Genomic DNA, 24,534 nt, shown 5'->3' on the forward strand with positions numbered 1-24,534 from the left:
ATCCAGTAGCCCAGATCGCGGGCACCATGCACGTCACGCAGGAACGCCGCCGGATCGGTGATCGTGCGGGGCGTGAAGGCGCTGAATTCATGCTGTGCCGCCCACTCTGCCAGCCGCGCCTCGCTGAAGGTCGACAGGATCGCGGGTCCCGGCGTGACCACATGCGCCGGCACCCGGGCACCGACCGGAAAGCCGATCGACACCATGCGTGTGCTGTTGCTGCGCGCCACGTAGACGATCATGTGGCCGTCCAGGACGCTGAAATTGAAGTTCTCGCCACACTCCATGGCCAGTCGCTGCACGAAGGGCTGCACCAGCCGCGGCAGCCGTGCGGCCTCCAGGTAGCTCTGCCCGAGCCGCAGCACCCGCGGCGCGAGCCAGAAGCGCTTGCCGTCCGAGTTCGCGTAGCCGAAGTGCACAAGGCTCAGCAGGTAGCGGCGCGCTGCCGTGCGGGTCAAGCCAGTGCGGGCGGCGGTCTCGGAAGCGGTCAGACGCGCATGTTCCTCGTCGAAAGCCTCGATGACCAGCAGCCCCTTGCCAAGGCCGTCGATGATGTCCTTGCGGTCAATGTCCATGTACGCTCCTGCAATCCAGCCATCTGGCACACCGCCAGGGACAGGGATATCCCGATAAAGATCGAATGATCGCCCAAGACGCGCGATCATCGCGCAATCAGCACATCCACGACTTGCCGCTGCCCGGACAGATCTCTATTGTCCGCATCCATGCACATCAACGGTCACACACGCGTCTTCCTGGTCCTCGGCCATCCCGTCGGACAGGTGCGCGCGCCTGAAGTCTTCAACCCGCTGTTCCAGGCCCATGGCGTCGATGCCGTGCTGGTGCCGGCCGACGTGGCCCCCGCGCAGCTTGGCAGTTTCGTGCGCGGCGCGCTGAGCGCGGCCAACATCGACGGCCTGTGGCTGACCATTCCCCACAAAGCCGCCGTGCTGGACCTGCTCGACCGCGTGGACCCACTGGGCACGCGCGCCGGTGCCGTCAACGCCGTGCGCCGACTGCCGGACGGGTCGCTGGAAGGCGGGCTGTTCGACGGCATCGGTCTGGTCAAGGCACTCGACCACCTGAAGGTGACGACGGTCGGTCGCCGCGTGCTGCTGGTCGGAACAGGCGGGGCCGGCATGGCGATCGCCGTGTCGCTGGCGGAACGGGCGCTGGGCACCCTGGATCTGTTCGACGCCGCGCCCGGCCGCGCCACCATGCTGGCGCAGCGGCTGCAAGCGCAGGCCGCGTGTCCGGTCCGTGCAGCGCCATCGGGCGACCCGGCCGGCTACGACGTCGTGGTCCACGCCACCCCGCTCGGCCTGCAGGCCGACGACCCCTTGCCCTTCGACGTCCACCGCCTGGACCCTGCGGCGACCGTCATCGACATCCTGATGAAACCGCACGCGACGCCACTGCAGCGCGCCTGTGCAGCGCGCGACATCATCTGCCACCCCGGCTTCGAGATGCTGGCCCAGCAAGTGCCGGACTACCTGCAGTTCTTCGGCTACCCCGACATTGCCGCCGCAGTGCAGGGCGATCTGGACCCCGTGCGCCGCAACCTGCAGGCACTGGTCTGACACCCGGCGCTCGTTATCCTAGACACCCAAACCATTCCTATCCCAGACGGAGACAACCGATGACCCACCCCCGCCACACCTTCCTCGCGCTGGCCGCCCTGATCGCCCTCGGCGGCACCAGCGTTGCCCAGGCCCAGGCGATCAAGATCGCCAACATCGTCGAGCTGTCGGGCGCGGGCGCTTCGGCCGGCACCAATTTCAAGAACGGTGTCGAACTCGCCATCAAGGACATCAATGCCGCGGGGGGCATCCTCGGTCGCAAGATCGAATCCACCACGCTCGACACCCAGTCCAACCCCGGCGTGGCCAAGGGCCTGACGCAGAAGGCCATCGACGACGGCGTGTTCGCGGTGTTCGGCCCCGTGTTCTCCGGCTCGATCATGGTCAGCATGGCCGAGACCCAGCGCGCGGAAGTGCCCAACTTCACCGGTGGCGAGGCAGCGGCCATCACCCAGAAGGGCAACCCCTACATCTTCCGCACCAGCTTCACGCAGACCACGGCCATGCCCAAGGTCGCACGCTACATCGCCAACGGCCTGAAGGCCAAGACGGTGGCGGTCATGTTCGTCAACAACGACTTCGGCAAGGGCGGCCGTGACGCCATCACCAAGGCCCTGGAAGCCAATGGCGTGAAGGTGGTCGCCGACATCTCGACCGACTCGGGCCAGATCGACTTCTCCGCTCCGGTGCTCAAGGCCAAGTCGGCCAACGCCGACGCGCTGTTCGTCTACACCAACGAAGAAGAATCGGCGCGTGCACTGCGCGAACTGCGCAAGCAGGGCTACAGCAAACCCATCGTCGGCGAGACCACACTGACCGGCCAGAAGGTCATCGAACTCGCGGGAGAAGCCGCCAACGGCGCCATCGCCCACGTCGGTCTGACCGTGGATGCGCCCAACCCGCTGATGCTGAAGTTCAAGGCCCGCTTCTACCAGGACTACAAGTACATCAGCGACCACAACGGCATCAAGGGCTACACCGGCGTGTACCTGCTGAAGGCAGCGATCGAGAAGGCGGGCAAGGTCGACCGTGTCGCCGTGGCCAAGGCCCTGCACGGGCTGAAGGTGTCCGTGGCGAAGAACCCCGGCGTGCTGATGGATGTCGCGATGGACAACAACGGCGACCTCGACCGCGAGAGCTTCATCGTCGAGGTGAAGAACGGCAAGCAGGAAGTCAAGGAAGTCCTGCCTCCGCTGAACGCCGCGAAGTAATCCGGCACCTCCCGCCTGCGTCCGCCCGCCGGTACTCCGGCCAGGGCGGGCTGCAGGACTGCTGACCGCCTTCGATGCGCTTCGAGAGGACCCCATGACCGACTTCTTCCAACTGCTGTTCTCCGGTGTGGCCACCGGCAGCATCTACGCGCTGGCCGCGCTGGGCTTCACGCTGCTGTGGCAAGCCAGCGGCACCATCAACTTCGCCCAGGGCGAGTTCGTGATGCTGCCCGCCTTCGCGATGCTGGGCTTCTCGGCCGCCGGCCTGCCGCTGCCGATCGCCTTCATCGTCACCTGCGTGGTCGCGGTCGTGGTGCTCGGCTGGGGCTTCAAGCGCGGCATCGCCGATCCGCTGCTGCGCCACGGCCTGATGCCGATCGTGGTGGCCACCATCGGCCTGTCGATCGCCATGCGCAACGGCGTGCGCGCCGGCTACAGCGCCGAAGCCCACCCCTTCCCCAGCCTGTTCGGCGACGCACTGTTCAACATCGCCGGCGTGACCGTCACCGCCGCCGACGTGGGCACGCTGGTCCTGGCGCTGGCGCTCGTGCTCGGCACCCAGGCCTTCCTCGCCAGGACCGTCACCGGCCGCGCCATGCAGGCCGTGGCGCAGAACACCGAGAGCGCCACCGTGCTCGGCATCAACGTGCCGCGCATGGTGTTCTACACCTTCGCGGTCAACGCGCTGCTGGCCTGCGCCGCAGCGCTGCTGGTCACCCCGACCTACCTGGCCAAGTTCGACATGGGCGAGGGCCTGGGCAACAAGGCCTTCTTCGCGGCCATCATCGGCGGCTTCAACAACTCGCGCGGCGCACTGCTCGGCGGCGTGATCGTCGGTGTCGCGGAGAACCTGGCCGCCGCCTATGTCTCGCCAGCCTACAAGGACGCGGTGGCACTCGTGCTGTTCATGGCCGTGATCCTGTTCAAGCCGGAAGGCCTGATGGGCAAGAAGGAAATGCGCAAGGTCTGATGCCCCACCGCTGCCCAAGGACACCCACACCATGAAAACACTCCACAAGCTCGGTGCGCTGGCCATCCTGGTCCTGCTGCTTGCCGCTCCGCCGCTGCTCAAGAGCTACGGCGTCTACCTCTTCACCACCTGGCTCATCTTCATCATCGCCACGATGGGCCTGAACCTGACCGTCGGCTACGCCGGCCAGAAATCGCTCGGCCACGCCGCGTTCTTCGGCATCGGCGCCTACACGGTGGCCATCCTGCTGCAGCACGGCGTGAGCTTCTGGATCGGGCTGCCGAGCGCGATGGTGCTGTGCTTCGTCATCGGCGTGCTGCTGGGCTTCCCGGCGCTGCGGGTGCAGGCGATCTACCTCGCGTTCGCCACCCTCGGCTTCAACACCGCCGTCTGGCTGGTGATGCGCAACGAGGAATGGCTGACCGGCGGCACCTTCGGCATCAACGGCATCACGCGGCCGAGCCTGTTCGGCCTCTCGCTGGACGGCGCCCTGCCCTACTACTACTTCGTGCTGGCAGTGGCGCTGATCCTGGCCGGGCTGCTGTGGGGCCTGCTGCGCTCGCCGTGGGGCAAGGCATTCACCGCGCTGCGCGACAACCCGATCCGTGCCGAGAGCCTGGGCATCCACATCCAGCGCTACACCCTGCTGGCGTTCGCGATCGGCGCGGTCTATGCCGGTGTGGCGGGCGCGCTGTTCGGCTCGCTGGTGCAGTTCATCGAGCCGGCGCCGTTCACCGTGGGCGCATCGATCATGATGTACCTGATGGTGGTGGTCGGCGGGCCGGGCTACTTCTTCGGGCCGGTGCTCGGCTCGGCGGTGGGCGTGCTGCTGCCGGAGTGGCTGCGGTTCGCGCAGGCGTGGTACCTGTTCGTCTTCGGCGCGCTGGTCGTGCTGCTGATGCTGTGGCTGCCGGACGGCCTGCTGAGCATCCCCGATCGGCTCAAGGCGCGTCGCCAGGCGCGTGAAGCGTCGGCCGCCCGTGCAGCGTCCGCAGCGGCGGCCGAACAGGCCGCCCAGAAAGGTGAAGGTCAGTAAATCATGACGGCTCCCCTGCTCAAGGTCACGAACCTGAAAAAAGCCTACGGCGCCATCCAGGCGGTCGGCGGCGTGTCGTTCGAGGTGCGGCCCGGCGAGATCTTCGGCGTCATCGGCCCGAACGGTTCCGGCAAGACGACCATGTTCAACAGCGTGCTCGGCCAGATCACGCCGGACGCTGGCCAGATCGAACTCAACGGCCGCGACATCACCGGACTCAGCCCGCTGCAGCTCAACCAGCGCGGCGTCGGCCGCACGTTCCAGACGCTGCAGGTCTTCGGCAAGATGACCGTGCGCGACAACCTGATCGTCGCCGCCCAGGAACACCAGGGCACGATGTTCAGCCGCATGTTCGCGCCCGGCGATTCGGGCCTCGGGAAAAAGGCCGACGAGCTGATCGACCTGTTCCGCATCCGCCATGTCGCCGACAAGAAGGCCGGCGAGCTGAGCTATGGCCAGCAGAAGCTGGTGGACATCGCCATGGCGTTCATGAGCGAACCGGACCTGGTGCTGCTGGACGAGCCGTGCGCGGGCGTCAACCCGAGCCTGGTCGGCGGCATCAGCACCCTGCTCAAGCAGCTCAACCAGACGCGCAAGGGCAGCTTCGTCGTCATCGAGCACAACATGGACTTCGTGATGGACCTGTGCCACCGCATCCTCGTCATGGTCGAGGGCCAGGTGATGGCCATCGGCACACCGGCCGAGATCCGCGCCAACAAGCAGGTGCTCGACGCCTATCTGGGGAGCTGAGCATGTCTGACCACACCAACGCCCACGCCATCGAATTCGAGAACGTGCTCGCCGGCTACGGCGACTTCATGATCCTCAACAACCTGAGCTTCAAGGCCCGGCGCGGCGCGATCACGCTGCTGATCGGCCCGAACGGTGCGGGCAAGTCCACGGTGCTGAAGACGCTGTTCGGCCTGCTCAAGGTGCGCAACGGCCACATCCGCCTCGACGGGCAGGACATCACCGGCGCGAACGCCAAGGACCTGCTGGTCCAGCACGGCATCGCCTTCGTGCCGCAGGGCCGCAACCTGTTCGGCCAGCTCACCGTCTGGCAGAACCTGGAACTCGGTGGCATCACGCTGGGCATGAAGACCACGCACGAGCGCATCCCCGAGGTGCTCAAGCGGTTTCCACGTGTCGCCGAGCGGCTGCACAGCCAGGCGTCGGCGCTCTCCGGCGGCGAGCAGAAGCAGCTCGAAATCGGCCGCGCCCTGCTGATCCGTCCGAAGGTGCTGCTGATCGACGAGCCGTCGATCGGGCTGTCGCCGCTGGTGGTGGCCGACGTGTTCAAGCTGCTGCGCGGGCTGGCCGACCAGGGCACGACCGTGCTGATGGTCGAGCAGAACGTCAAGAGCGCGCTGAAGATCTCGGACGAGGCGATCGCGCTGGAGTCGGGGCGGCGTGTGCTGCAGAAGCCGGCGGGCGAGCTGCTGGCGGATCCGAACATCGAGCGGTTGTTCCTCGGCGGCGCGCATGCCGCCGCAGCGGCCAAGACCTGAGCCGGTTCAGCCTGCGCGGGGCCCTCTCGCCAGCACCTCGCGCGCCAGGCACAGGTCTTCCCACGACCGCGCCTTGTCCAGCGGATTGCGCAGCAGGTAGGCCGGGTGGTAGGTCACGACCACCGGCACGCCCTGCACCTCGTGCACCCGGCCGCGCAGCCGCCCGATCGGCTCGCCCGTCTTCAGCAGCGACTGCACGGCAAACCGCCCCATCGCCAGGATCAGCTTCGGCTGCACCAGCGCGATCTGGCGCAGCAGGTAGGGCTCGCACTGCGCGACCTCCTGCGGCTCCGGGTTGCGGTTCTGCGGCGGGCGGCACTTGAGCACGTTGGCGATGTAGACCTGCTCGTGCGCAGGCGCCTCGCTGCGGGTCAGGCCGACGGCGCGCAGCATGCTGTCGAGCAACTGGCCCGCCTTGCCGACAAACGGCTCGCCCTGCCGGTCCTCCTGCTCGCCGGGCGCCTCGCCGATCAGCATCCACTGCGCCTGCGGGTGCCCCACGCCGAACACCGTCTGCGTGCGCCGCTCGCACAGCGTGCAGGCCCGGCACGACGACACCGCGGCGCGCAATTCGTCCCAGTCCATCGCTGCCACGCCGCTCGGCCGCAGCGTCACCGCAGCAACGGGAGTCGGCGCGGGCACAGGCATGGGCGGCGGAGCCGGCGGTATCGGGGCAGGTGCTGCAGCTTGCTCCGTCACCGATTCGACGGCCACAGGTTCCGGTGCAGGCGCCGCCCACACCCGGATGCCCATTTCCTGCAGCATCGCCCGCTGCCGCTCGGTGTATCCCGCGCTCATGCGGCCACCACGGGCGATTTCAAGGCCAGCCGCAGCACCAGCGCATCTTCCCGCTGCCCGCGCGCGTCCGGGTAGTAGTCCCGCCGCACACCCACCGGCTCGAACCCGAGGTGCGCATACAGCCGCCGCGCCCGCAGGTTGCTGGGACGCACCTCCAGCCAGAGCCACTCGGCCCCGGTGCCGCGGGCATGCGCGATCAGCCGATGCAGCAGCTGCGTGGCCAGACCACGCCCCTGGTGCGCGGGCGAGACGGTCACGTTCAGCAGGTGCCACTCCTCGAACCCGGCCATCGCGACCTGGTAGGCCAGCAGCTCGCCATCGGGTGCCACCAGGCACTGCGCGAGGTGTCCCGCCGCGATCGAATCGACAAAATTGGCGCGGCTCCATGGAAAGGCATACGCCCGCATCTCGATGCCCATCACGGCATCGAGCAACTGGACCGCCATCGGCAGCAGCATGGGCATGTTCCCGGGCATCAGGCCGCTCCTGCGGCAGCCACGGTGGCCGCGGCCCGCAGGGCTTCGCGCTCGGCGGTGGTCTGCGCGACCTTGTCGCGCACATACAGCGGCAGCGCCAGCGCCGGATCGATCCACGCACCACGCGCCTGTGCGGTCCGCGCCAGCACGGCCAGCGCCGCACCCTCCGGCACCGCCGCCGGCCACGCCGCCAGCCCGAGCCGTGCCACCAGCGGCCCCAGCACCTCGGCCTGCACGGTCAGCGCATTGCCGGCCAGCGGCGCAGGCGCCTGCGCAATCGCCTCGGCCAATGCAGCGGGGCTGTAGAGCGCCACCGGTCCGTCGGCCGTCCAGCCACCGTCCGCCCCGCGGCACCAGCGCGCCGCGTAGACCTCGCCCATGCGCGCGTCGAGCACGCTCCAGACCGCGTCGGCGGTCTCGCCCTGCTGCCGCGCCGACTCGGCCAGCGCGGCCAGCGTGTCCAGCGCCAGCAGCGGCCGGTCCGCCCCGACCGCCAGCCCCTGCGCCACCGCACAGGCCGTGCGCAGGCCGGTGAAGGCGCCAGGGCCGTGGCCGAAGGCGATGGCGTCGAGGTCACGCAGCGTCAGACCGGCCTCGTCGAGCAGCGCCCGGATGGCTGGCAGCAGCGCTGCCGACGACTGCGCGCCACCAGGCAGCGCCCGCGCCCGCACATCCTTCCCTTGCACCAGGGCCAGGTGGACCGTGTCGGTGGCGGTGTCGAGGGCCAGCAGGCGGGGGTCGGATCGGGAGGCAGACATGGCCGCCAGTGTACCGGCCGACCCGGCGCCGCTTCGTATGATCCCGGCATGCCCAAGCTGCCCCATGCCCTGACCTTGCTGCTGTCCTGCGCCGCGGTCTGCCTCCCCGCTGCCGCCCAGACGCCCTTGCCCGAATCCGTGCGCGCCGCACTCGACCGCGCGCAGCTCCCCGAGGACAGTCTCTACGCCTGGGTGGCGCCGGTCGAGGGCGGCCCGCCCTGGCTGGCGCACCAGTCGAGCGCGCTGGCACACCCGGCCTCGGTGATGAAACTCGTGACGTCGATGGCCGCGCTGGACCGGCTCGGCCCGCTGTTCCAGTGGCACACCCCCGTCTACACGGACGGCAGCCACCTCTACGTGCAAGGCCGCGGCGATCCGCGGCTGGTCAACGAGCGGCTGTGGCTGCTGCTGCGGCAGGTGATGGCGGTACACGGGCCGGTGGTGGCGGGCGATCTCGTGCTCGACCGCAGCGCCTACGCGATCCCCGCGGTCGATCCGGGCGCCTTCGACGGCGAGCCGCTGAAACCCTACAACGTGCGACCCGACGCGCTGATGGTGAACCAGAAAAGCGTGCTGCTGAATTTCCGGCCCGACACGGCCCGTGGCGTGGCGCGGGTGTCGTCGGACACGGCGCTGGCGGGCGTGCAGTGGCCGGCGACGGTGCCTCTGGGCGGCGGTGTCTGCCAGGACTGGCGCACCGGGCTGCAGCTCGATGTCACCGACCCGACCCGGCCACGGTTCGGCGGAACCTTGCCTGCGAGCTGCGGCGAGAAGGGCTGGCCGCTGGCCTCGGCCGATCCGGCCAGCTTCGACGCCCGGGCGATCGAGTCGCAGTGGCGGGCGCTGGGCGGGCGTCTGCGCGGCCGGGTGCGCGAGGGCCGGACACCGGCCGGCGCCACCCTGCTGGCCGAGGGCCTCTCGCCCGCACTGCCAGACGTGCTGCGCGACATGAACAAGCACAGCAACAACGTCATCGCCCAGCACCTGATGCTGGCGCTCAGCCCCGGCCAGCCGGACACGCCGGCCACCTGGGAGGGTGCACGCGCCGAGGTGCAGGCGCTGGTGCAGTCACAGGGCTGCCGGGACGACGAACTGGTGATCGACAACGGCTCCGGCCTGTCACGCGAGGAGCGCATCAGCGCGCGTTGCCTGGGCCGGCTGCTGCAGTGGGCGTGGACACAGCCCTGGATGCCGGAGCTGCTCGGCTCGCTGCCGGTCGCGGGCATCGAGACCACGGCGCGGCGCGTGCCCTCGGCCACCGGGCGGGCGCACCTGAAGACCGGCTCGCTGAACAATGTGGCCGCCCTGGCCGGCGTGGTGCATGGGCCCGACGGCCACCGCCACGTCGTGGTGGTGATGGTCAACCACCCCCAGGCCGCCAGCGCCGAAGCACGGGCAGTGCTGGACGCCGTGGTGGGCTGGTCGCTGGCGCCGCGCTGAAGCGGCGGCAGATCAGAACGGGTTGTTGCGCGCCCGGTTGAGCGCCGCCAGACCGAGTCGGCTGTGGAAGGACACGCTCGGGTGCTGGGCGTCGGCCCAGAGGTAGGCCGTGCCGACACCCGCTGCGCCCGCCACCATCGTGGCGGTGGTGCAGGCGGGCAGTGCCGTCGTGCAGACCGGGTCGACGACATTGGTCAGCGTGTAGCTGGCCATCTTGGTCGAATCGGTCATGCTGATGGTCAGCTCGTCCGCGGTGAGCAACGCCGCATACCGGCCATCGTTGACGACCTCCAGACGCAAGGCGGCGGTGAACGCGAGGGTCAGCTCCTTGAGCAGCGTGGCCCGATCGGCATCGCCGGTGCGCAGGACTTCGGCCGTGGCGAACGGTGCATAGGCGAGGTTCGGCGGCGTCGAATAGAGCACCCGGGCCCCCGATCCTTGGTTGGTCACCGTGTTGACCAGTGCACCGAGCACCTTGCCCGCCGCCGACACCTGCGACAGCGCCAGGGCGCGGCTGAGCGTGCCGGCGCCATAGGCGTTGTAGGCGGCCAGGATGTCGTACTGGCCGGCCATGATGGACACCAGCGTCTGGGGCGTGAAGGTGCTGGTGGCCTGGAAGGCGGCCACGGCCGCCGCGACGTCCGCCACCTTGGCGCCGACGCTGGCCTTCATCACGCCAGCCGCACCGGTCACGGCGTTCGGGTTGCATTCGGGGAACACCATGCCGTAGCCATCGGCCACCACCTGCGGCCACACCGGGTAGGTGGTGCAGTCGAGCGTCACCCCGTCGGCCTGGAGTGCATTGACGCTGTACTTGCCGCCGTTGGTGCCGATCAGGCTGAGTTCGTCGCCGAAGACCACCATCCGGTTGGGCGCATAGGGCTCGACCCGGGTCGAGCCGCCGCAGCCGCTGAGCAGCACGGCGAGCAGCGCCGGGGCGAGGAGAGACTTCAGAACACGCATGCAAACTCCAGTTCGTCCGGTTCGGACTCGGGCTCAGGCCGCCGCGGCCCGCTGCAGCCGGTCGCGCACACCGTCCCACTCGGGCGACGGCGGGGGCGTTTCCACCCAGATCAAGGGTGCGCAGGTCGCATCCAGCGTCCGCAGCACCGCAAACAATTCGTGCGCCACGGCGGCCGCATCATCGGGCATGCGCCGCAGCACCACACCCGCCACCGCCGGCCGGCGGCTGCGGGAATATACCGCCAGCGCAGGCGCCGCAGATGAAGGCTTGTTGCCGGTCGATGACCAGACGGTCAAGGCGGCGTCCAGTTGCGCCGCGGTCATCAGCCGCACCTTGGCCTGCGGCGCGTAGTGCGCCTCCAGCGTGCCTGACGCGCGCGGTGCGGTGGCATCGCGGGCGCGCAGCGGCTCGCCCGCGGCAGCTTCGATCTCGGCCGCGGTCAGACAGCCGGGCCGCAGCAGCACCGGGTGCCCGCGGCTGCAGTCCACGATCGCCGACTCGATGCCCACCGCGCAGTCGCCGCCATCGAGCACCAGCAGGTCCGGCTCGGCCTCGAATTCGCTGGCGACGTGCGCGGCCTGGGTCGGGCTGACACGGCCGAAGCGATTGGCGCTCGGCGCGGCCACACCCGGCACACCGGCCTCGGCCGCCGCACGCAGCAGCGCGAGGGCCACCGGGTGGTCCGGGCAGCGCAGGCCGACCGTGTCCTGCCCGCCTGCCGCCTCGGCACCGAGGCCGGCACGGCGCGGCACGATCACCGTCAGCGGCCCTGGCCAGAACGCGGCCATCAGCCGCTGCGCGACCGGCGGCAGTTCCGCCGCGAACGCCGCTGCGCCGGCGGCATCGGCCACGTGCACGATCAGCGGATGGTCGCTCGGGCGGCCCTTGGCGGCGAAGATCTTCGCAACGGCGTTCGCCGCATCGGCGCGGGCGCCCAGGCCGTAGACCGTCTCGGTCGGAAATGCCACCAGCGCGCCTGCGGCCAGGCGCGCCACGGCGTCCGGCAGCGCAGCGGCGAGGTGCGCGGGCGTGGTCGCGTCGATCAGCCGTGCCATGGGAATCGCCCTTCCGTTCAGAACGCCGGCAGGCCGAGCAGCGCGGCGGCCTGCAGCGCCACATCACGCGCTGCCGCCGGAGTCGCCGCCGTGAGCGTCAGGTGGCCCATCTTGCGACCGGGACGCGCCGACTCCTTGTCGTAGAGGTGCAGATGCGCCCCCGGCAGCGCCAGCACGGCCGCCCAGTCGGGCGTGCGTTCGGTGCCTTCGGCCGTGAACCACAGGTCACCCAGCAGGTTCAGCATCACGGTCGGCGAGTGCAGCCGCGGCTTGACGAGCGGCAGACCAGCCATCGCGCGCACCTGCAGCTCGAACTGCGACACGTCGCAGGAGTCGATCGTGTGGTGGCCGGAGTTGTGCGGGCGCGGCGCCATCTCGTTGGCGACGAGCGAGCCGTCGTCGAGGATGAAGAACTCGATGCACAGCACGCCGACATAGCCCAGGTCCGCAGCGATGCGCGCCGCGCAGCCGACGGCCTCGGCCTCCAGCGCGGGCGTGCCGGCCGGCGCGGGCACGGTGGTCACGGCCAGGATGCCGTCGCGGTGCAGGTTCTGCTGCAGCGGGAAGGCGACCACGCGCCCGTCACCGCCACGCGCGATCAGCACGCTGACCTCGAAGGCCAGCGGCAGGCGCTTTTCCAGGACGCAGACCGCACCGCCGAGTTCGGCCCAGCCGGTGGCCAGTTCCGCCCGGTCGGCGACCCGGATCTGGCCCTTGCCGTCGTAGCCCATGCGGGCGGTCTTCAGGATGCCCGGCAGCAGGTCGTCGCCCACCGCGGCCAGCGTGGCGGCGCTGTCGATCACCGCGTAGGGCGCCACCGGCACGCCGCAGTCGGTGAAATGCGCCTTCTCGGCAGCGCGGTCCTGGCACACGGCCACCGCGTCGCCCGATGGCGCCACCGGCCGTCGGGTGGCCAGCTGGCGCAGTGCGTCGGCGGGCACGTTCTCGAATTCCGTGGTGATCGCATCGGCCTCGTCGGCCAGGCGCTGCAGGCCGGCGGCATCGAGGTAGCCGGCGTTCACGTGCACCTGGGCCACCGTGCCCGCGGGGCTGGCGGCGTCCGGCTCCAGCACCGCGGTGCGGAAGCCGAGCTGCTGCGCAGCGTGGACGAACATGCGGCCGAGCTGGCCGCCGCCCATCACGCCCAGCGTCACCGGGCGGGTCGGGTCGGCGGCGCTGCCGTCGCCGGGCAGGAGTCGGGGCATCGCCATGCGCGTCAGCCCTGGCTGTCCAGCGGGCCGAGCGTCATCGCCCGGGCCGCTTCGGTCTGGCGGGCGCGGAAGGCGTCCAGCGCCTCGCGCAGCCGCTCGTCGTGGTTGGCCAGCAAGGCAACCGCGAACAGCGCCGCGTTGGCGGCACCGGCCACGCCGATGGCAAACGCCGCCACCGGCACGCCCTTGGGCATCTGCACGATGGAGTGCAGCGAGTCCACCCCCTGCAGGTGCTTGCTGGCCACCGGCACGCCGAGCACCGGCACCGGTGTCTTGGCCGCCAGCATGCCCGGCAGGTGGGCAGCGCCACCGGCACCGGCGATGATGGCCTGCAGGCCACGGGCACGCGCCGATTCGGCGTAGCGGAACATGTCGTCGGGCATGCGGTGCGCCGAGACGACCTGGGCTTCAAAGGGCACGCCGAAGTCGGCGAGAATCTGGGCGGCGTTCTTCATGGTGTCCCAGTCGCTGTTGGACCCCATGACGATGCCGACCACGGGCGTTGCGCTGTTCAAGGCAGACTCCAGGCTGGACAAAGGCGAGATTTTAGGCGCCACCGGCTCCGGGACGTTTCCCGCACGCCACGCCCCTACCCCAGGTACACCCCGATGATCGATATCACCCTCCAGAATTTCGAAGCCGAACTGATCCAGGGCTCGATGCAGCAGCCCGTGCTGCTCGACATCTGGGCACCGTGGTGCGGCCCGTGCAAGCAACTCGGCCCGGTGCTCGAACAGCTCGAAATCGCCTACGAAGGCCGCTTCCTGCTGGCCAAGCTCGATGCGGATGCCGTTCCCGAGATCGCCGGCCAGCTCAGCCAGATGTTCGGCGTGCGCTCGATCCCGTTCTGCGTGATGTTCAGCCAGGGTCAGCCGGTGGACGGCTTCGTCGGCGCCATCCCCGAGGCGCAGATCCGCGAGTTCCTCGACAAGCATGTGCCGAGCGAAGCCGAGGTGGAAGCCGCCGTCGAGACCGAGGAGGCCGAAGCGCTGATCGAGGACGGCGACACGGCCTCGGCCCTGAACAAGCTGCAGCAGGCGCTGGCGACCGATCCGTCCAACGACGTGACGCGCTTCGACTTCGCCAGACTGCTGCTGCAGAACGGCCACGTCACCGAGGCCCGCCAGATCTACGCTCCGCTGGCGCCCAAGGCGATGCTGGACACCCGCATCGCCGCGCTCGGCGTGTGGCTGGGTGCCTGCGAGCGCGTGGCCACCGCGCGCGACATGGCCACGCTGGACGCGGCCATCGCCGCCAGCAAGCGAGATTTCGACGCCCGCTTTGAGCGCGCGCAGCTCCTGATGGCCTGCGAGGCCTTCACCGAGGCGATGGACGAGCTGCTGGAGATCCTGATGCGCGACAAGGCCTGGAATGACGGCCTGGCACGCAAGACCTATGTCGCCATCCTGGAGCTGATGACCAAGCCGGCGCCGAAGACAGCGGCACCGGAAGCCAAGAAGGGCGCGGTCGAGATCGCCGGCAAGGCGGTGGTCGTGCCGGGCGATCCGGTGATCGACCTCTACCGCCGCAAGCTCAGCATGGCGGTGTTCTGACGAGCAGTCAGCCCATCAGCCGGTCCAGGGCTTCCTGGTACTTGGCGGTGGTGTAGGCGATGACCTCGGGTGGCAGCGCCGGTGCAGGTGCCGTCTTGCCCCAGGGGTGGCCGTCGACCTGCGCGGTGTCGAGCCAGTCGCGCAGGTACTGCTTGTCGAAGCTCGGCGGGTTGGCGCCAGCCGCCAGCGCGGCGTCGTACTGCTCGACCGGCCAGTAGCGCGACGAATCGGGCGTCAGCACCTCGTCCATCAGCGTCAGCGTGCCCTGCTCGTCCAGGCCGAACTCGAACTTGGTGTCGGCGATGATGATGCCGCGGGTCAGCGCGAAGTCGGCCGCCGTCTGGTAGAGCTGGATCGACACGTCGCGCACGCGGGTCGCGAGGTCGAGCCCGATGATCTCGACCATGCGCTCGAAGGAGATGTTCTCGTCGTGGTCACCGACATCGGCCTTGGTGGCGGGCGTGAAGATCGGCGCGGGCAGCTTGGCCGCGTTGGTCAGACCGCCCGGCAGCGCGACGCCGCAGACCGACTGGCTGTCCTGGTACTCCTTCCAGCCACTGCCGGCCAGGTAGCCGCGCACCACCGCCTCGACCGGCAGCGGCTTGAGCCGCTTGACCAGCATCGAACGGTCGCGCACCTGCTCCACCTCATCGGGGGCGACCACGCTCAGTGGGTCTTCGCCGGTCAGGTGGTTCGGCACGAGGTGGCCCAGGCGTGCGAACCAGAACAGCGCCACGCGCGTCAGCAGCGCGCCCTTGCCCGGAATCGGCTCGCCCATGACCACGTCGAAGGCCGACAGCCGGTCGGTGGCGACCATCAGGATGCGGTCTTCGCCGACGGCATAGTTGTCGCGCACCTTGCCGCGGGCAAGCAGCGGCAGGGAGTGGAGGCTGGAGTTGTGCAGGGCAGCGGTCACGGCAGAGGGCTCGAAACGGGGGCTTGTGGAGGGCCGGATTGTAGGCGGCACCCCGGAAACCTCAGTCGCCTGCCGCAAAGTCGAGCAACGCCGGACGCTGCAGCAGCGGCACGACACGGACCCCGAGCGCGCGCAGCTCGCCGATCACGTCCCGGCGCGCCACGCCCCGCACCGACACGTCCTGGTCATCGCCATCGACGGCGAACAGCACCTGCGGCGGCAGCAGCCCGCGCTTGCGCAGCGCGTGCAGCCGCATGATCCACTGGCCGCCGTGGTCGATGATGCGCACCGGGTCGGACTGCGTCAGCGACAGCGCCTTGATCGCCTTGACCGGGCGCTCGTCGTCCGGCGCAAGCTGCACGAAGGGGAAGCGGGCGTGGTATTCGTCGTTGCCGACGGTGGCGGAGACGAAGCGGTCGCCGAGCCGCGCAGTGCGCAACAGGCTGCGCACGCTGCGCTCCAGCACATGTTCGCGGTGTTCGCGCGGCACCACCTGGCGCTCGACATACAGGCTGAACAGCTCGTCGAGCCGCGCCCGCGGATCGGTGGCCATCACCACCCGCGCGGAGCTGAAGCGCAGCAGGCTTTCGCGCGGATGGAGCAGGTCCGCCCACAGCGCCTGACTCGCCGCCACATCCAGGCGCGGCAGGCGGCTGTCCACGCCGAGCGCACGGAAGGACTGTGCAACCCGCTCCAGCTCCTCGCGCAGATCGCGCATGACGGCGCGGCACGACGCCGCGTCCAGCTGCTCGAAGAAGGCGGTGATCCGGCCGAAACGCGCCCCCAGCAGCCGGAACGCGAACAGGCGGGCCTGCGGCGAGAACAGCACCACGCCGACGTTGGCGAATTCCTCGGTTTCCACGATCGGCACCAGGCGCACGATCGCGTAGTGACAGGCGAGAGAGGGGGCGTTGTTCATGAAGCGGAGGTCCAGAAAACGTCGTCGGCCTGACAGCGCGCCAGCTGCGCGAGGAAGGCACATTCATCCCGGGAGTCGACCTGTCGCCAGGCCGCGGGCATGGTAGCGCAGGCCGTCGCCGCCACGTCCAGCGCGCGGACGAACTCGCCCCGCAGGCGCTCGCGGTCGATGAAGTCGGCCGCGAGCCGGACCAGATCGGCGCCATAGACGTGCGTGGCCAGAAAGCCCGACACGTCGAAGCGCGGATCGAAGGCCCGGCTGTGGTCGATGAGAAGCACCCGGCCGCTCCCGCTCGGATCGGTCTGCCAGAGCAGGTTGCGGATGCCGACGGGACCTGGCGCGGCGCGGCGCTGCATGTTGCGCAGCCACCAGTCGAAGGCGGCGATGCGCACCCGCTCGGCCACAGGCACCTGCGCCATCCGGGCGCGGGTCGGCTCGGTGGACTCGACATACCGCGAGGCGAAGGCCAGCCCCGGTGCCAGATCGGCGAGCCAGTCGCCCATGGCCGGGTCGACCAGCGCGGCCGGCACCTCGACCACACAGAATGCAGGCAACGGCAGCCCCAGCGCCCGGGCCAGATGGGACGAGACCCACTCGGCCGCCAGCTCCCGCCGCGCCAGTACCCGGTTCTTCACGAAATAGAGCTGCCCGTCTTCCGCACGGCAGAGGTAGGGCGCCGTGCGCCCGCGGGCGGCGCGGCGAAGCACTTCGTCGATGAGGACCGGCAAGACAGGCTCTCCAGCGGGTTGTCGCGTCACGCAAACGCAAGGGCGAAGCGTACATCCGGGTGCAGCGAAAATCCAAAACCCAGAAAAAAACGGCCTGTCGATGCCGACAGACCGTTGCTGGCAACCGGCCCGAGCCGGTGCGCGGGAATCAGACCACCTGCTGCGCCAGCTCGCCGCGGCTGTACATCTGGGCCACCACCGACAGCGGGATGCCCTTGATCTTGCTGCCCTGGCCTTCACAGCCAAATTCCATGTAGCGCTGCTTGCAGATCTGCATGGCGGCCTCGCGGGCCGGCTTGAGCCACTCGCGGGCATCGAACTTGTCCGGGTTCTCGAACAGGAACTTGCGCACTGCACCGGTCATCGCCAGGCGGATGTCGGTGTCGATGTTGATCTTGCGCACGCCGAACTTGATGGCCTCCTGGATCTCCTCGACCGGCACGCCGTAGGTCTCCTTCATCTGACCGCCATACTGGTTGATGATCGCCAGCAGGTCCTGAGGCACCGACGAGGAGCCGTGCATCACGAGGTGGGTGTTGGGGATGCGGGCGTGGATTTCCTTGACGCGCGAGATCGCCAGGATGTCGCCCGTGGGCTTGCGGCTGAACTTGTAGGCGCCGTGGCTGGTGCCGATGGCGATGGCCAGCGCGTCGAGCTGCGTGGCCTTCACGAACACGGCGGCTTCTTCCGGGTCGGTCAGCATCTGGCTGTGGTCCAGCTTGCCGACGGCGCCGATGCCGTCCTCTTCGCCGGCGTCACCGGTTTCCAGGTTGCCCAGGCAGCCCAGCTCACCCTCGACGGTCACGCCGACCTTGTGCGCCATGTCGACGACCTGGCGGGTCACGCCGACGTTGTAGTCGAACGAGGCCGGGGTCTTGCCGTCGGCCTGCAGCGAGCCGTCCATCATCACCGAGCCGAAGCCCAGGTCGATCGCGCCCTGGCAGATCGCCGGGGTCTGGCCGTGGTCCTGGTGCATGACCAGCGGGATGTGCGGATAGGCTTCGACAGCGGCCTGGATCAGGTGCTTGATGAAGTGCTCGCCAGCGTACTTGCGGGCGCCGGCCGAGGCCTGCAGGATCACCGGCGCGCCGAGCGCGTCGGCAGCGGCCATCACGGCCTGCACCTGCTCCAGGTTGTTGACGTTGAACGCCGGGATGCCATAGCCGTTTTCGGCGGCGTGGTCCAGCAGTTGGCGCATGGAGACGAGCATGGGGAAACCTCAGGAAGTGACAGGATGACAAGAACCTGCAGCAGCGGCCACTGAAACCGCCGTGTAACTCCCAAGATTCTACGATCGAGGCCACGATCAGCCGTGCGATTTCCCCTTATCCCCGCCCCCCGGAGACAGGTGATGTGCCAAAACTGCGCCACATTGCAGCGCAGTTACAGCGGGGTACCCGGCTTCAGCCGACGCGGCAGACTTTCAGCATGTTCGTGCCACCCGGATAGCCCATCGGCTCGCCGCAGGTGATGGCGTAGGTGTCGCCCGGCTTGAGCACGCCGCGCTCCACCAGCAGCTGCTCGGCCGCCGCCAGCGCCGCGTCGCGGTCCTCGAACTTGGCCATCAGGATCGGGCGCACGTTGCGGTAGAGCGCCATCTTGCGCTCCGACTGGGTCTGCGTGGTCAGCGCGTAGATCGGCACGTCGGTCTTGTAGCGGCTCATCCAGAGTGCAGTCGAGCCGGACTCGGTCAGCGCCAGGATCGCCTTGCAGCCCAGGTGGTGCGCCGTGAACAGCGCGCCCATGGCGATCGACTGGTCGATGCGGGCAAAGGTCTTGTTGGTGAAGTCGGCGTCGAGCTTGACCTCCTCGGCCGCTTCGGCCGCCATCGCGATGGCGACCATCTGCTCAACCGTCTCCACCGGGTACTTGCCGGCCGCCGTCTCGGCCGACAGCATCACCGCGTCGGTGCCGTCCAGCACCGCGTTGGCCACGTCCGACACCTCCGCGCGGGTCGGCACCGGGTTCTGGATCATCGACTCCATCATCTGCGTGGCAGTGATGGCGACCTTGTCCATCGCGCGCGCCATGCGGATCATGCGTTTCTGCAGCGCCGGCACCGCCGCGTTGCCCACTTCCACGGCCAGGTCGCCACGGGCGACCATGATGCCGTCGCTGGCCTTCATGATGGCTTCGAGCTGCGGGATGGCTTCGGTGCGCTCGATCTTGGCGATCATGCCCGGCTTGTGGCGCCACGGCTCGCCGGCCACGTTGGCCAGCTGGCGCGCCATTTCCATGTCGATGGCGCTCTTGGGGAAGCTCACCGCCAGGTATTCGCACTGGAAGGACATCGCCGTCTTGATGTCCTCCATGTCCTTGGAGGTCAGCGCCGGGGCGGTCAGACCACCACCTTGCTTGTTGATGCCCTTGTTGTTGGACAGCTCGCCGCCGACCTTGACGACGGTGTGCACCTTGTCGCCCTTGACCAGCTCGACCACCAGCACGATCAGGCCATCGTTGAGCAGCAGCGTGTCGCCGGGGCGGACGTCGCGCGGCAGTTCCTTGTAGTCCAGGCCGACGCCGGCGATGTCGCCCGGCTCGGTGCGGGAGGCGTCGAGCACGAACTTCTCGCCGTTTTCCAGCATCACCTTGCCTTCGGCGAACTTGCCGACGCGGATCTTCGGGCCCTGCAGGTCGGCCATGATCGCCACCGGCTTGCCGACACGGGCGGCAATCTCGCGCACCAGACTGGCACGGTCGATGTGGTCCTGCGCCTTGCCGTGGCTGAAGTTCAGCCGCACCACGTCGACACCGGCCCGGATCAGCCGCTCCAGCACGGCCGGGTCGGACGATGCGGGACCGAGGGTGGCGACGATCTTGGTATTGCGGGGCATGGGGCGGTCTCCTGAAGGATCTGAAAAACAACCCGCGGATTATTGACCGCCGAATAGAACAGCGTGGTTACGAAGAAAGACGCACGGCCGCGGCATCGGCCACGGCCAGCGCAGTCATGTTGACCACCCGGCGCATCGACGCCGACGGCGACAGGATGTGCACCGGCGCCGCGGCCCCCAGCAGGATCGGGCCGACCGTCACGCCCTTGCCCGCCGTCACCTTCAGGACGTTGAACAGGATGTTGGCCGCGTCGATGTTGGGCAGCACCAGCACATTGGCCGCACCCGACAGCGTCGAGTCCGGCAGGATGTTGCGGCGGATCGTCTCCGACAGCGCGGCATCGCCGTGCATCTCACCGTCGCACTCGATCTCCGGGGCCCGCGACACGAACAGGTCCCGCGCCGCGCGCATGCGCTTGGCCGATGGGCGCGACGAGGTGCCGTACATCGAATGCGACAGGAAGGCCACCTTCGGCGGCACGCCGAAGCGGCGCACCTCCTCGGCCGCCATCAGCGCGATCTCGGCCAGCTCCTCGGCACTCGGCTGGTCGTTGATGTAGGTGTCGGTGATGAACAGGTTGTGCTCGTCGAGCATCAGCGCGTTCATCGTGGCGAACACCTTGGCGCCCGGCTTCTGGCCGATGACATTCTTCACGTACTCGAAGTGCGTGTCGTAGCGCCCGTGCAGGCCGCACAGCATCGCGTCGGCATGGCCGAGCTTGAGCAGCATGGTCGCGATCAGCGTCGTCGAGCGGCGTACTGCGGCCTTGGCGGCTTCGACCGACACGCCATCGCGCTTCATCAGGCGGTGGTATTCCTCCCAGCAGGCGCGGAAGCGCGGATCGTCCTCGGGGTTGACCACCTCGAAATCGACGCCAGCCTTCAGGCGCAGGCCCGCGCGCTCCAGGCGCATCTGGATCACCGACGGGCGGCCGACCAGGATCGGCTGCGCCATGCCTTCGGTCAGCACGGCCTGCACGGCGCGCAGCACGCGCTCGTCCTCGCCCTCGGCGTAGACGACACGGGCCGGCTTGCGCTTGGCGGCGGCGAACACCGGGCGCATGAACATGCCGGTCTGGTAGACATAGCGCGTCAGCGACTCGCGGTAGGCCACCAGGTCGGTGATCGGGCGCTCGGCGACGCCGGACTCGACCGCCGCGGCCGCCACCGCCGGCGCGATGCGCAGGATCAGGCGGGCGTCGAAGGGCTTCGGGATCAGGTATTCGGGGCCGAACTGCAGTTCCTGTCCGGCGTAGGCGGCGGCCACCTCATCGCTCGTCTCTTCCTTGGCGAGTGCGGCGATCTCGCGGACGCAGGCCAGCTTCATCGCCTCGGTGATCTTCGTCGCACCGCAGTCCAGCGCGCCGCGGAAAATGTAGGGGAAGCACAGGACGTTGTTGACCTGGTTCGGGTAGTCCGAGCGGCCGGTGGCGATGATGCAGTCCGGGCGCGCCGCCTTGGCGATCTCGGGGCGGATCTCCGGCTCGGGGTTGGCCAGCGCCAGGATGATCGGCTGCGTGCCCATGCTGGTGACCATCTCGCCGGTCATCACGCCCGCGGCCGAGCAGCCCAGGAACACGTCGGCGCCGACGATCACCTCGGCCAGCGTCTTCAGCTCGGTCTTCTGGCAGTAGCGCTGCTTGGACTCGTCCAGCTTGTCGCCGCGGCCTTCGCGGATCACACCCTTGGAGTCGCAGACGAAGATGTTCTCGATCTTCACGCCCAGCCCGACCATCAGGTCCAGGCAGGCGATCGCCGCCGCGCCCGCGCCCGACACCACCAGCCGCACATCGCCGATCGCCTTGCCGACCAGCTCCAGGCCGTTCAGCAGCGCCGCGCCGGAGATGATGGCCGTGCCGTGCTGGTCGTCATGGAACACGGGGATCTTCATGCGCTCGCGCAGCTTCTTCTCGATGTAGAAGCACTCGGGCGCCTTGATGTCTTCCAGATTGATGCCGCCCAGCGTCGGCTCCAGCGCGGCGATGATCTCGACCAGCTTGTCCGGGTCGCGCTCGGCGAGTTCGATGTCGAACACGTCGATGCCGGCGAACTTCTTGAACAGGCAGCCCTTGCCCTCCATCACCGGCTTGGACGCCAGCGGTCCGATGTCGCCCAGGCCCAGCACCGCGGTGCCGTTGGTGATGACCCCGACGAGGTTGGCACGCGAGGTGTACTCGGCGGCGAGCGACGGGTCTTTCTCGATCGCCAGGCACGGGTAGGCCACGCCGGGCGAGTACGCCAGCGACAGGTCGCGCTGGTTCATCAGCGGCTTGAGCGGGGTGACGGCGATCTTTCCCCGTACCGGTGCGCGGTGGTATTCCAGCGCGGCTTCACGCAAAGCCAGTTCGGCGGGGGACAAGGGCTGGGTCATCGGGGCGCTCCTGGGGGTGTCCGGCCGGACACCGGTGTTTCAAAAGGGAGCGCAGATTACTGCGGTCGGAGCCAGACCGCATGCGTGTTTTCCGCGCAGAAGGCGGAGAAACGGGGGTTCATGCCGACAAGCGCGCGGGTCATGCACAAGATGCATGACAGGCGGGCTGCGTCCGTCAGTGCAGCCGGACCGCCGCGTCGAAGTACCAGGTCCGGCGGATCTCGATCACGTCGAACTCGCGGGCCAGTGCGGGCGGGAAGGCCGGGTAGGGCCGCTGGGTTTCCACGATGCGGCGGATCGCGTCATCGACCTCCGCCACGCCGCTGGAGACCACGAAGGTCATCGACTCCACCGAGCCGTCGCTGCGCAGGGCCACGGTCACCGTGGGCGGTGTGTGGGGGCGCTTCGTGATCTCGCGGACCCGGTCGGGCAAGGTGTTGAGCTGGATCTTCAGGGCCCAGGCCTGGGCGTAGGCGACGAGGTCGGCGTTGGGGTCGGTGTGTCCCCAGAGCCGGGCGCGGCGGGCGGTGCTCAACGACAGCGGCAGCGCGCTGGACGGGCGCGACGCGTTCGCGGCGGCGTCGCGGCGGGCGTTTTCCTCGTCAAGCTGGCGCCCGATGGCGCGGAGCACGGCCTCTCGCTTCGCTGCAGCTTCCTGCGCGGCCTGGACGCGGGCGGCTTCCTGCTGCGCGGCGGCCTTACGGGCGGCGTCCGCGCGCTCGGTCTCCAGCCGAGCCGCCTCGGCGCGGGCAGCGGCTTGGCGGGCGGCGTCCTGCCGCTGGGCTTCCAGCTGGGCGGCGGCCTGTCGCGCGGCTTCCTGGCGCACCGCCTCCAGCCGGGCCGCTTCGGCGCGGGCGGCGGCCTGGCGGGCGGCTTCCTGCCGTTGCTGTGCTTCCAGCTGGGCGGCGGCGGCTTGCCGTGCAGCCTCCTGCCGCTCGGCCTCCAGTCGGGCAGCCTCGGCGCGGGCGGTGGCCTGACGGACCGCTTCCTGCCGCTGGGCTTCCAGTTGGGCCGCGGCCTGTCGTGCAGCCACCTGCCGCTCAGCCTCCAGCCGAGCGGTTTCGGCGCGGGCCGCTTCCTGCCGCTGGGCCTCCAGCGCGGCCTCGCGGGCGGCCAAGGCCGCCGGATCAGGGCTCGACGCACTGGGGTCGACCGCGTTGGCCAGGGTCGGTGTCTCGGGCGCCACCGGCACGACCGGCGCGGGCACCTCGGACGGCTCGGCGGTGAGGACGGCCGGCGCCGGGCTTGGCGGTGGAGGCGGCAGTGCGCGATCGGGGACCGCGGGACGCGGGGGCGCCGCGTTCACCGGGGTGGCATCGGCCACGGCCTGGGGGGCGACGGCTGCCGGTTCCTTCGGGGGCGCGACAGGTGCAGGCTGGGGCGCCTCGGCCACCGCAGGCGCCTGCGGGCGTGGCGCGGGCGGCGCAGCTGGGGGTGTCGGCGCCGGCAAGCGCACCGGCGCGGACCGGATCGACGCCCGCTGCACCGGCACCGCGCTCGCCGGGTCTGCGGGCTCGACAGGCGGGGCCGCCGGCAACGGCGTCAGCACCACCTGCACATCGGGCACCACGGCCCGCCGCTCCTGCCAAGGCAGCACGAAGCCCGACAGCCCCTGTCCATCACCGCCGACCAGCTGGCTGAGCAGCAGCACATGGAGCAGGACAGAGACCACCAGCGCGCCATTGAAGGACTTGCGCTCACGCGGCGTGCGCTGGATCAGCGATGGCCGACGCCAAGGCAGGCGCGGCGAACGCTCGGGCGCCTGGTCGAAGTCGTGCACGGTCCACTTGTCAGTCATTGCGCCCGATTCTCAGGGATGCGGGCGCGTGGACGGGCTGAGAGATCGCTGAACAAACGGGGGTTTCTGCGAACCTGTTGAAAAGCGGCGATGGATACCGAGTGCATGAAATGGTGCACAGGTCTTCGCGTTGAGCCAGACACTCAGTCTGGCGGCCTGGGCCGCCAGAAGCATCCTCAACCCGCCGCTCGCTTCGCCAGAATCTCGAACGCCGGCAACGTCTTCCCCTCCAGCACTTCAAGGAACGCCCCGCCGCCGGTCGAGATATAGCCCACGTCCTTCTCGATCCCGTACTTGGCAATCGCCGCCAGCGTGTCACCGCCACCCGCGATCGAGAACGCTGCGCTCTCGGCCACCGCGCGGGCAACCGTTTCCGTGCCGTGCGAGAAGGCTTCGAACTCGAACACG

24 protein-coding genes are annotated in these 24,534 nt (G+C 69.4%); 8 read left to right on the forward strand and 16 right to left on the reverse strand.

Features of this window, described 5'->3' with window-relative positions; all coding sequences use genetic code 11:
• Positions 1–575 (reverse strand): IclR family transcriptional regulator domain-containing protein (locus AB3X43_RS11705; RefSeq protein ID WP_369430025.1); only part of this gene is annotated, 575 nt, incomplete at its 3' end.
• A gap of 150 nt (positions 576–725) precedes the next feature.
• On the opposite strand from AB3X43_RS11705, the gene AB3X43_RS11710 reads away from it, so the two are divergent.
• The 6 genes from AB3X43_RS11710 (at position 726) to AB3X43_RS11735 (ending at position 6,305) form a co-directional block, all read left to right on the forward strand.
• A complete protein-coding gene (locus AB3X43_RS11710) occupies positions 726–1,580 on the forward strand; it encodes a shikimate dehydrogenase family protein (RefSeq protein ID WP_369430026.1) in 855 nt (284 codons plus the stop codon).
• 59 nt (positions 1,581–1,639) lie between these two features.
• Positions 1,640–2,791 carry an ABC transporter substrate-binding protein gene (locus tag AB3X43_RS11715; protein ID WP_369430027.1) on the forward strand — a complete coding sequence of 384 codons (1,152 nt, stop codon included), beginning with the start codon at positions 1,640–1,642 and terminating at the stop codon, positions 2,789–2,791.
• Positions 2,792–2,885: 94 nt separating this feature from the next.
• A complete protein-coding gene (locus tag AB3X43_RS11720; protein ID WP_369430028.1) occupies positions 2,886–3,761 on the forward strand; it encodes a branched-chain amino acid ABC transporter permease in 876 nt (291 codons plus the stop codon).
• Between the two features lie 31 nt (positions 3,762–3,792).
• Entirely contained in the window at positions 3,793–4,797 is a 1,005-nt protein-coding gene (locus AB3X43_RS11725) for a branched-chain amino acid ABC transporter permease (protein WP_369430029.1), read from the forward strand.
• A 3-nt stretch (positions 4,798–4,800) separates the two neighbouring features.
• On the forward strand, positions 4,801–5,547 hold the full coding sequence (locus AB3X43_RS11730; protein ID WP_369430030.1) for an ABC transporter ATP-binding protein: 747 nt from the start codon (positions 4,801–4,803) through the stop codon (positions 5,545–5,547).
• A 2-nt stretch (positions 5,548–5,549) separates the two neighbouring features.
• Positions 5,550–6,305: an ABC transporter ATP-binding protein gene (locus AB3X43_RS11735; protein WP_369430031.1), complete on the forward strand. Its 756-nt coding sequence runs from the start codon at positions 5,550–5,552 to the stop codon at positions 6,303–6,305.
• 6 nt (positions 6,306–6,311) lie between these two features.
• Here AB3X43_RS11735 and AB3X43_RS11740 read toward each other — a convergent pair whose 3' ends face one another.
• The 3 genes from AB3X43_RS11740 to tsaB are packed head-to-tail and all read right to left on the reverse strand — an operon-like array spanning position 6,312 to position 8,337.
• On the reverse strand, positions 6,312–7,103 hold the full coding sequence (locus tag AB3X43_RS11740; RefSeq protein WP_369430032.1) for a uracil-DNA glycosylase: 792 nt from the start codon (positions 7,101–7,103) through the stop codon (positions 6,312–6,314).
• Complete coding sequence (gene rimI, locus AB3X43_RS11745; RefSeq protein ID WP_369430033.1) at positions 7,100–7,579, reverse strand: ribosomal protein S18-alanine N-acetyltransferase; 480 nt, start codon at positions 7,577–7,579, stop codon at positions 7,100–7,102. The genes AB3X43_RS11740 and rimI overlap by 4 nt, the downstream gene beginning before the upstream one ends.
• Positions 7,579–8,337 carry a tRNA (adenosine(37)-N6)-threonylcarbamoyltransferase complex dimerization subunit type 1 TsaB gene (gene tsaB / locus AB3X43_RS11750; RefSeq protein ID WP_369430034.1) on the reverse strand — a complete coding sequence of 253 codons (759 nt, stop codon included), beginning with the start codon at positions 8,335–8,337 and terminating at the stop codon, positions 7,579–7,581. Before tsaB ends, rimI begins: the two co-directional genes overlap by 1 nt.
• 48 nt (positions 8,338–8,385) lie before the next feature.
• On the opposite strand from tsaB, the gene dacB reads away from it, so the two are divergent.
• Positions 8,386–9,777, forward strand: coding sequence for a D-alanyl-D-alanine carboxypeptidase/D-alanyl-D-alanine endopeptidase (gene dacB / locus AB3X43_RS11755; RefSeq protein WP_369430035.1), 1,392 nt, complete (start codon positions 8,386–8,388; stop codon positions 9,775–9,777).
• Positions 9,778–9,789: 12 nt separating this feature from the next.
• Here dacB and AB3X43_RS11760 read toward each other — a convergent pair whose 3' ends face one another.
• From AB3X43_RS11760 to purE, 4 genes are read right to left on the reverse strand one after another with little or no spacing between them, the layout of a single operon-like run.
• A complete protein-coding gene (locus tag AB3X43_RS11760; protein ID WP_369430036.1) occupies positions 9,790–10,740 on the reverse strand; it encodes an SGNH/GDSL hydrolase family protein in 951 nt (316 codons plus the stop codon).
• 33 nt (positions 10,741–10,773) lie between these two features.
• The gene (locus AB3X43_RS11765; protein ID WP_369430037.1) at positions 10,774–11,796 is read right to left on the reverse strand and encodes an L-threonylcarbamoyladenylate synthase; all 1,023 of its coding nucleotides are present in this window, start codon (positions 11,794–11,796) and stop codon (positions 10,774–10,776) included.
• A 17-nt stretch (positions 11,797–11,813) separates the two neighbouring features.
• On the reverse strand, positions 11,814–13,001 hold the full coding sequence (locus AB3X43_RS11770; protein ID WP_369430047.1) for a 5-(carboxyamino)imidazole ribonucleotide synthase: 1,188 nt from the start codon (positions 12,999–13,001) through the stop codon (positions 11,814–11,816).
• Positions 13,002–13,012: 11 nt separating this feature from the next.
• The gene (purE, locus tag AB3X43_RS11775; RefSeq protein WP_369430048.1) at positions 13,013–13,489 is read right to left on the reverse strand and encodes a 5-(carboxyamino)imidazole ribonucleotide mutase; all 477 of its coding nucleotides are present in this window, start codon (positions 13,487–13,489) and stop codon (positions 13,013–13,015) included.
• 126 nt (positions 13,490–13,615) lie between these two features.
• Here purE and AB3X43_RS11780 point away from each other — a divergent pair, with 126 nt between their 5' ends.
• Positions 13,616–14,560, forward strand: a complete 945-nt coding sequence (locus AB3X43_RS11780) for a tetratricopeptide repeat protein (RefSeq protein ID WP_369430038.1) — start codon at positions 13,616–13,618, stop codon at positions 14,558–14,560.
• Positions 14,561–14,567: 7 nt separating this feature from the next.
• Here AB3X43_RS11780 and AB3X43_RS11785 read toward each other — a convergent pair whose 3' ends face one another.
• The 8 genes from AB3X43_RS11785 to pgk all read right to left on the reverse strand — a co-directional run.
• Positions 14,568–15,476 (reverse strand): phosphoribosylaminoimidazolesuccinocarboxamide synthase, encoded by a 909-nt coding sequence (locus AB3X43_RS11785; RefSeq protein ID WP_369430039.1) that lies wholly within the window; start codon positions 15,474–15,476, stop codon positions 14,568–14,570.
• Positions 15,477–15,537: 61 nt separating this feature from the next.
• Complete coding sequence (locus tag AB3X43_RS11790; RefSeq protein ID WP_369430040.1) at positions 15,538–16,395, reverse strand: DUF3037 domain-containing protein; 858 nt, start codon at positions 16,393–16,395, stop codon at positions 15,538–15,540.
• Positions 16,392–17,123 carry a HipA family kinase gene (locus AB3X43_RS11795; RefSeq protein WP_369430041.1) on the reverse strand — a complete coding sequence of 244 codons (732 nt, stop codon included), beginning with the start codon at positions 17,121–17,123 and terminating at the stop codon, positions 16,392–16,394. Before AB3X43_RS11795 ends, AB3X43_RS11790 begins: the two co-directional genes overlap by 4 nt.
• 148 nt (positions 17,124–17,271) lie before the next feature.
• A complete protein-coding gene (gene fba / locus AB3X43_RS11800) occupies positions 17,272–18,333 on the reverse strand; it encodes a class II fructose-bisphosphate aldolase (protein WP_369430042.1) in 1,062 nt (353 codons plus the stop codon).
• 193 nt (positions 18,334–18,526) lie between these two features.
• The gene (gene pyk, locus AB3X43_RS11805) at positions 18,527–19,957 is read right to left on the reverse strand and encodes a pyruvate kinase (RefSeq protein WP_369430043.1); all 1,431 of its coding nucleotides are present in this window, start codon (positions 19,955–19,957) and stop codon (positions 18,527–18,529) included.
• A gap of 67 nt (positions 19,958–20,024) precedes the next feature.
• Complete coding sequence (locus AB3X43_RS11810; RefSeq protein ID WP_369430044.1) at positions 20,025–22,328, reverse strand: NADP-dependent malic enzyme; 2,304 nt, start codon at positions 22,326–22,328, stop codon at positions 20,025–20,027.
• A 175-nt stretch (positions 22,329–22,503) separates the two neighbouring features.
• Positions 22,504–24,126, reverse strand: a complete 1,623-nt coding sequence (locus AB3X43_RS11815; RefSeq protein WP_369430045.1) for a TonB C-terminal domain-containing protein — start codon at positions 24,124–24,126, stop codon at positions 22,504–22,506.
• A 176-nt stretch (positions 24,127–24,302) separates the two neighbouring features.
• The coding region (gene pgk / locus AB3X43_RS11820; RefSeq protein WP_369430046.1) for a phosphoglycerate kinase at positions 24,303–24,534 on the reverse strand (232 nt) is incomplete at its 5' end.

The organism is Sphaerotilus sp., from assembly GCF_041083715.1.
Lineage (GTDB): Bacteria > Pseudomonadota > Gammaproteobacteria > Burkholderiales > Burkholderiaceae_C > Sphaerotilus.

Excerpts from the sequence above, each read along its gene's own strand:
- AB3X43_RS11710 (WP_369430026.1), top strand. The coding sequence starts at position 726 with ATGCACATCAACGGTCACACACGCGTCTTCCTGGTCCTCGGCCATCCC.
- AB3X43_RS11715 (WP_369430027.1), top strand. The coding sequence starts at position 1,640 with ATGACCCACCCCCGCCACACCTTCCTCGCGCTGGCCGCCCTGATCGCC.
- AB3X43_RS11720 (WP_369430028.1), top strand. The coding sequence starts at position 2,886 with ATGACCGACTTCTTCCAACTGCTGTTCTCCGGTGTGGCCACCGGCAGC.
- AB3X43_RS11725 (WP_369430029.1), top strand. The coding sequence starts at position 3,793 with ATGAAAACACTCCACAAGCTCGGTGCGCTGGCCATCCTGGTCCTGCTG.
- AB3X43_RS11730 (WP_369430030.1), top strand. The coding sequence starts at position 4,801 with ATGACGGCTCCCCTGCTCAAGGTCACGAACCTGAAAAAAGCCTACGGC.
- AB3X43_RS11735 (WP_369430031.1), top strand. The coding sequence starts at position 5,550 with ATGTCTGACCACACCAACGCCCACGCCATCGAATTCGAGAACGTGCTC.
- AB3X43_RS11740 (WP_369430032.1), bottom strand. The coding sequence starts at position 7,103 with ATGAGCGCGGGATACACCGAGCGGCAGCGGGCGATGCTGCAGGAAATG.
- rimI (WP_369430033.1), bottom strand. The coding sequence starts at position 7,579 with ATGCCCGGGAACATGCCCATGCTGCTGCCGATGGCGGTCCAGTTGCTC.
- tsaB (WP_369430034.1), bottom strand. The coding sequence starts at position 8,337 with ATGTCTGCCTCCCGATCCGACCCCCGCCTGCTGGCCCTCGACACCGCC.
- dacB (WP_369430035.1), top strand. The coding sequence starts at position 8,386 with ATGCCCAAGCTGCCCCATGCCCTGACCTTGCTGCTGTCCTGCGCCGCG.
- AB3X43_RS11760 (WP_369430036.1), bottom strand. The coding sequence starts at position 10,740 with ATGCGTGTTCTGAAGTCTCTCCTCGCCCCGGCGCTGCTCGCCGTGCTG.
- AB3X43_RS11765 (WP_369430037.1), bottom strand. The coding sequence starts at position 11,796 with ATGGCACGGCTGATCGACGCGACCACGCCCGCGCACCTCGCCGCTGCG.
- AB3X43_RS11770 (WP_369430047.1), bottom strand. The coding sequence starts at position 13,001 with ATGCCCCGACTCCTGCCCGGCGACGGCAGCGCCGCCGACCCGACCCGC.
- purE (WP_369430048.1), bottom strand. The coding sequence starts at position 13,489 with ATGGGGTCCAACAGCGACTGGGACACCATGAAGAACGCCGCCCAGATT.
- AB3X43_RS11780 (WP_369430038.1), top strand. The coding sequence starts at position 13,616 with ATGATCGATATCACCCTCCAGAATTTCGAAGCCGAACTGATCCAGGGC.
- AB3X43_RS11790 (WP_369430040.1), bottom strand. The coding sequence starts at position 16,395 with ATGAACAACGCCCCCTCTCTCGCCTGTCACTACGCGATCGTGCGCCTG.
- fba (WP_369430042.1), bottom strand. The coding sequence starts at position 18,333 with ATGCTCGTCTCCATGCGCCAACTGCTGGACCACGCCGCCGAAAACGGC.
- pyk (WP_369430043.1), bottom strand. The coding sequence starts at position 19,957 with ATGCCCCGCAATACCAAGATCGTCGCCACCCTCGGTCCCGCATCGTCC.
- AB3X43_RS11810 (WP_369430044.1), bottom strand. The coding sequence starts at position 22,328 with ATGACCCAGCCCTTGTCCCCCGCCGAACTGGCTTTGCGTGAAGCCGCG.
- AB3X43_RS11815 (WP_369430045.1), bottom strand. The coding sequence starts at position 24,126 with ATGACTGACAAGTGGACCGTGCACGACTTCGACCAGGCGCCCGAGCGT.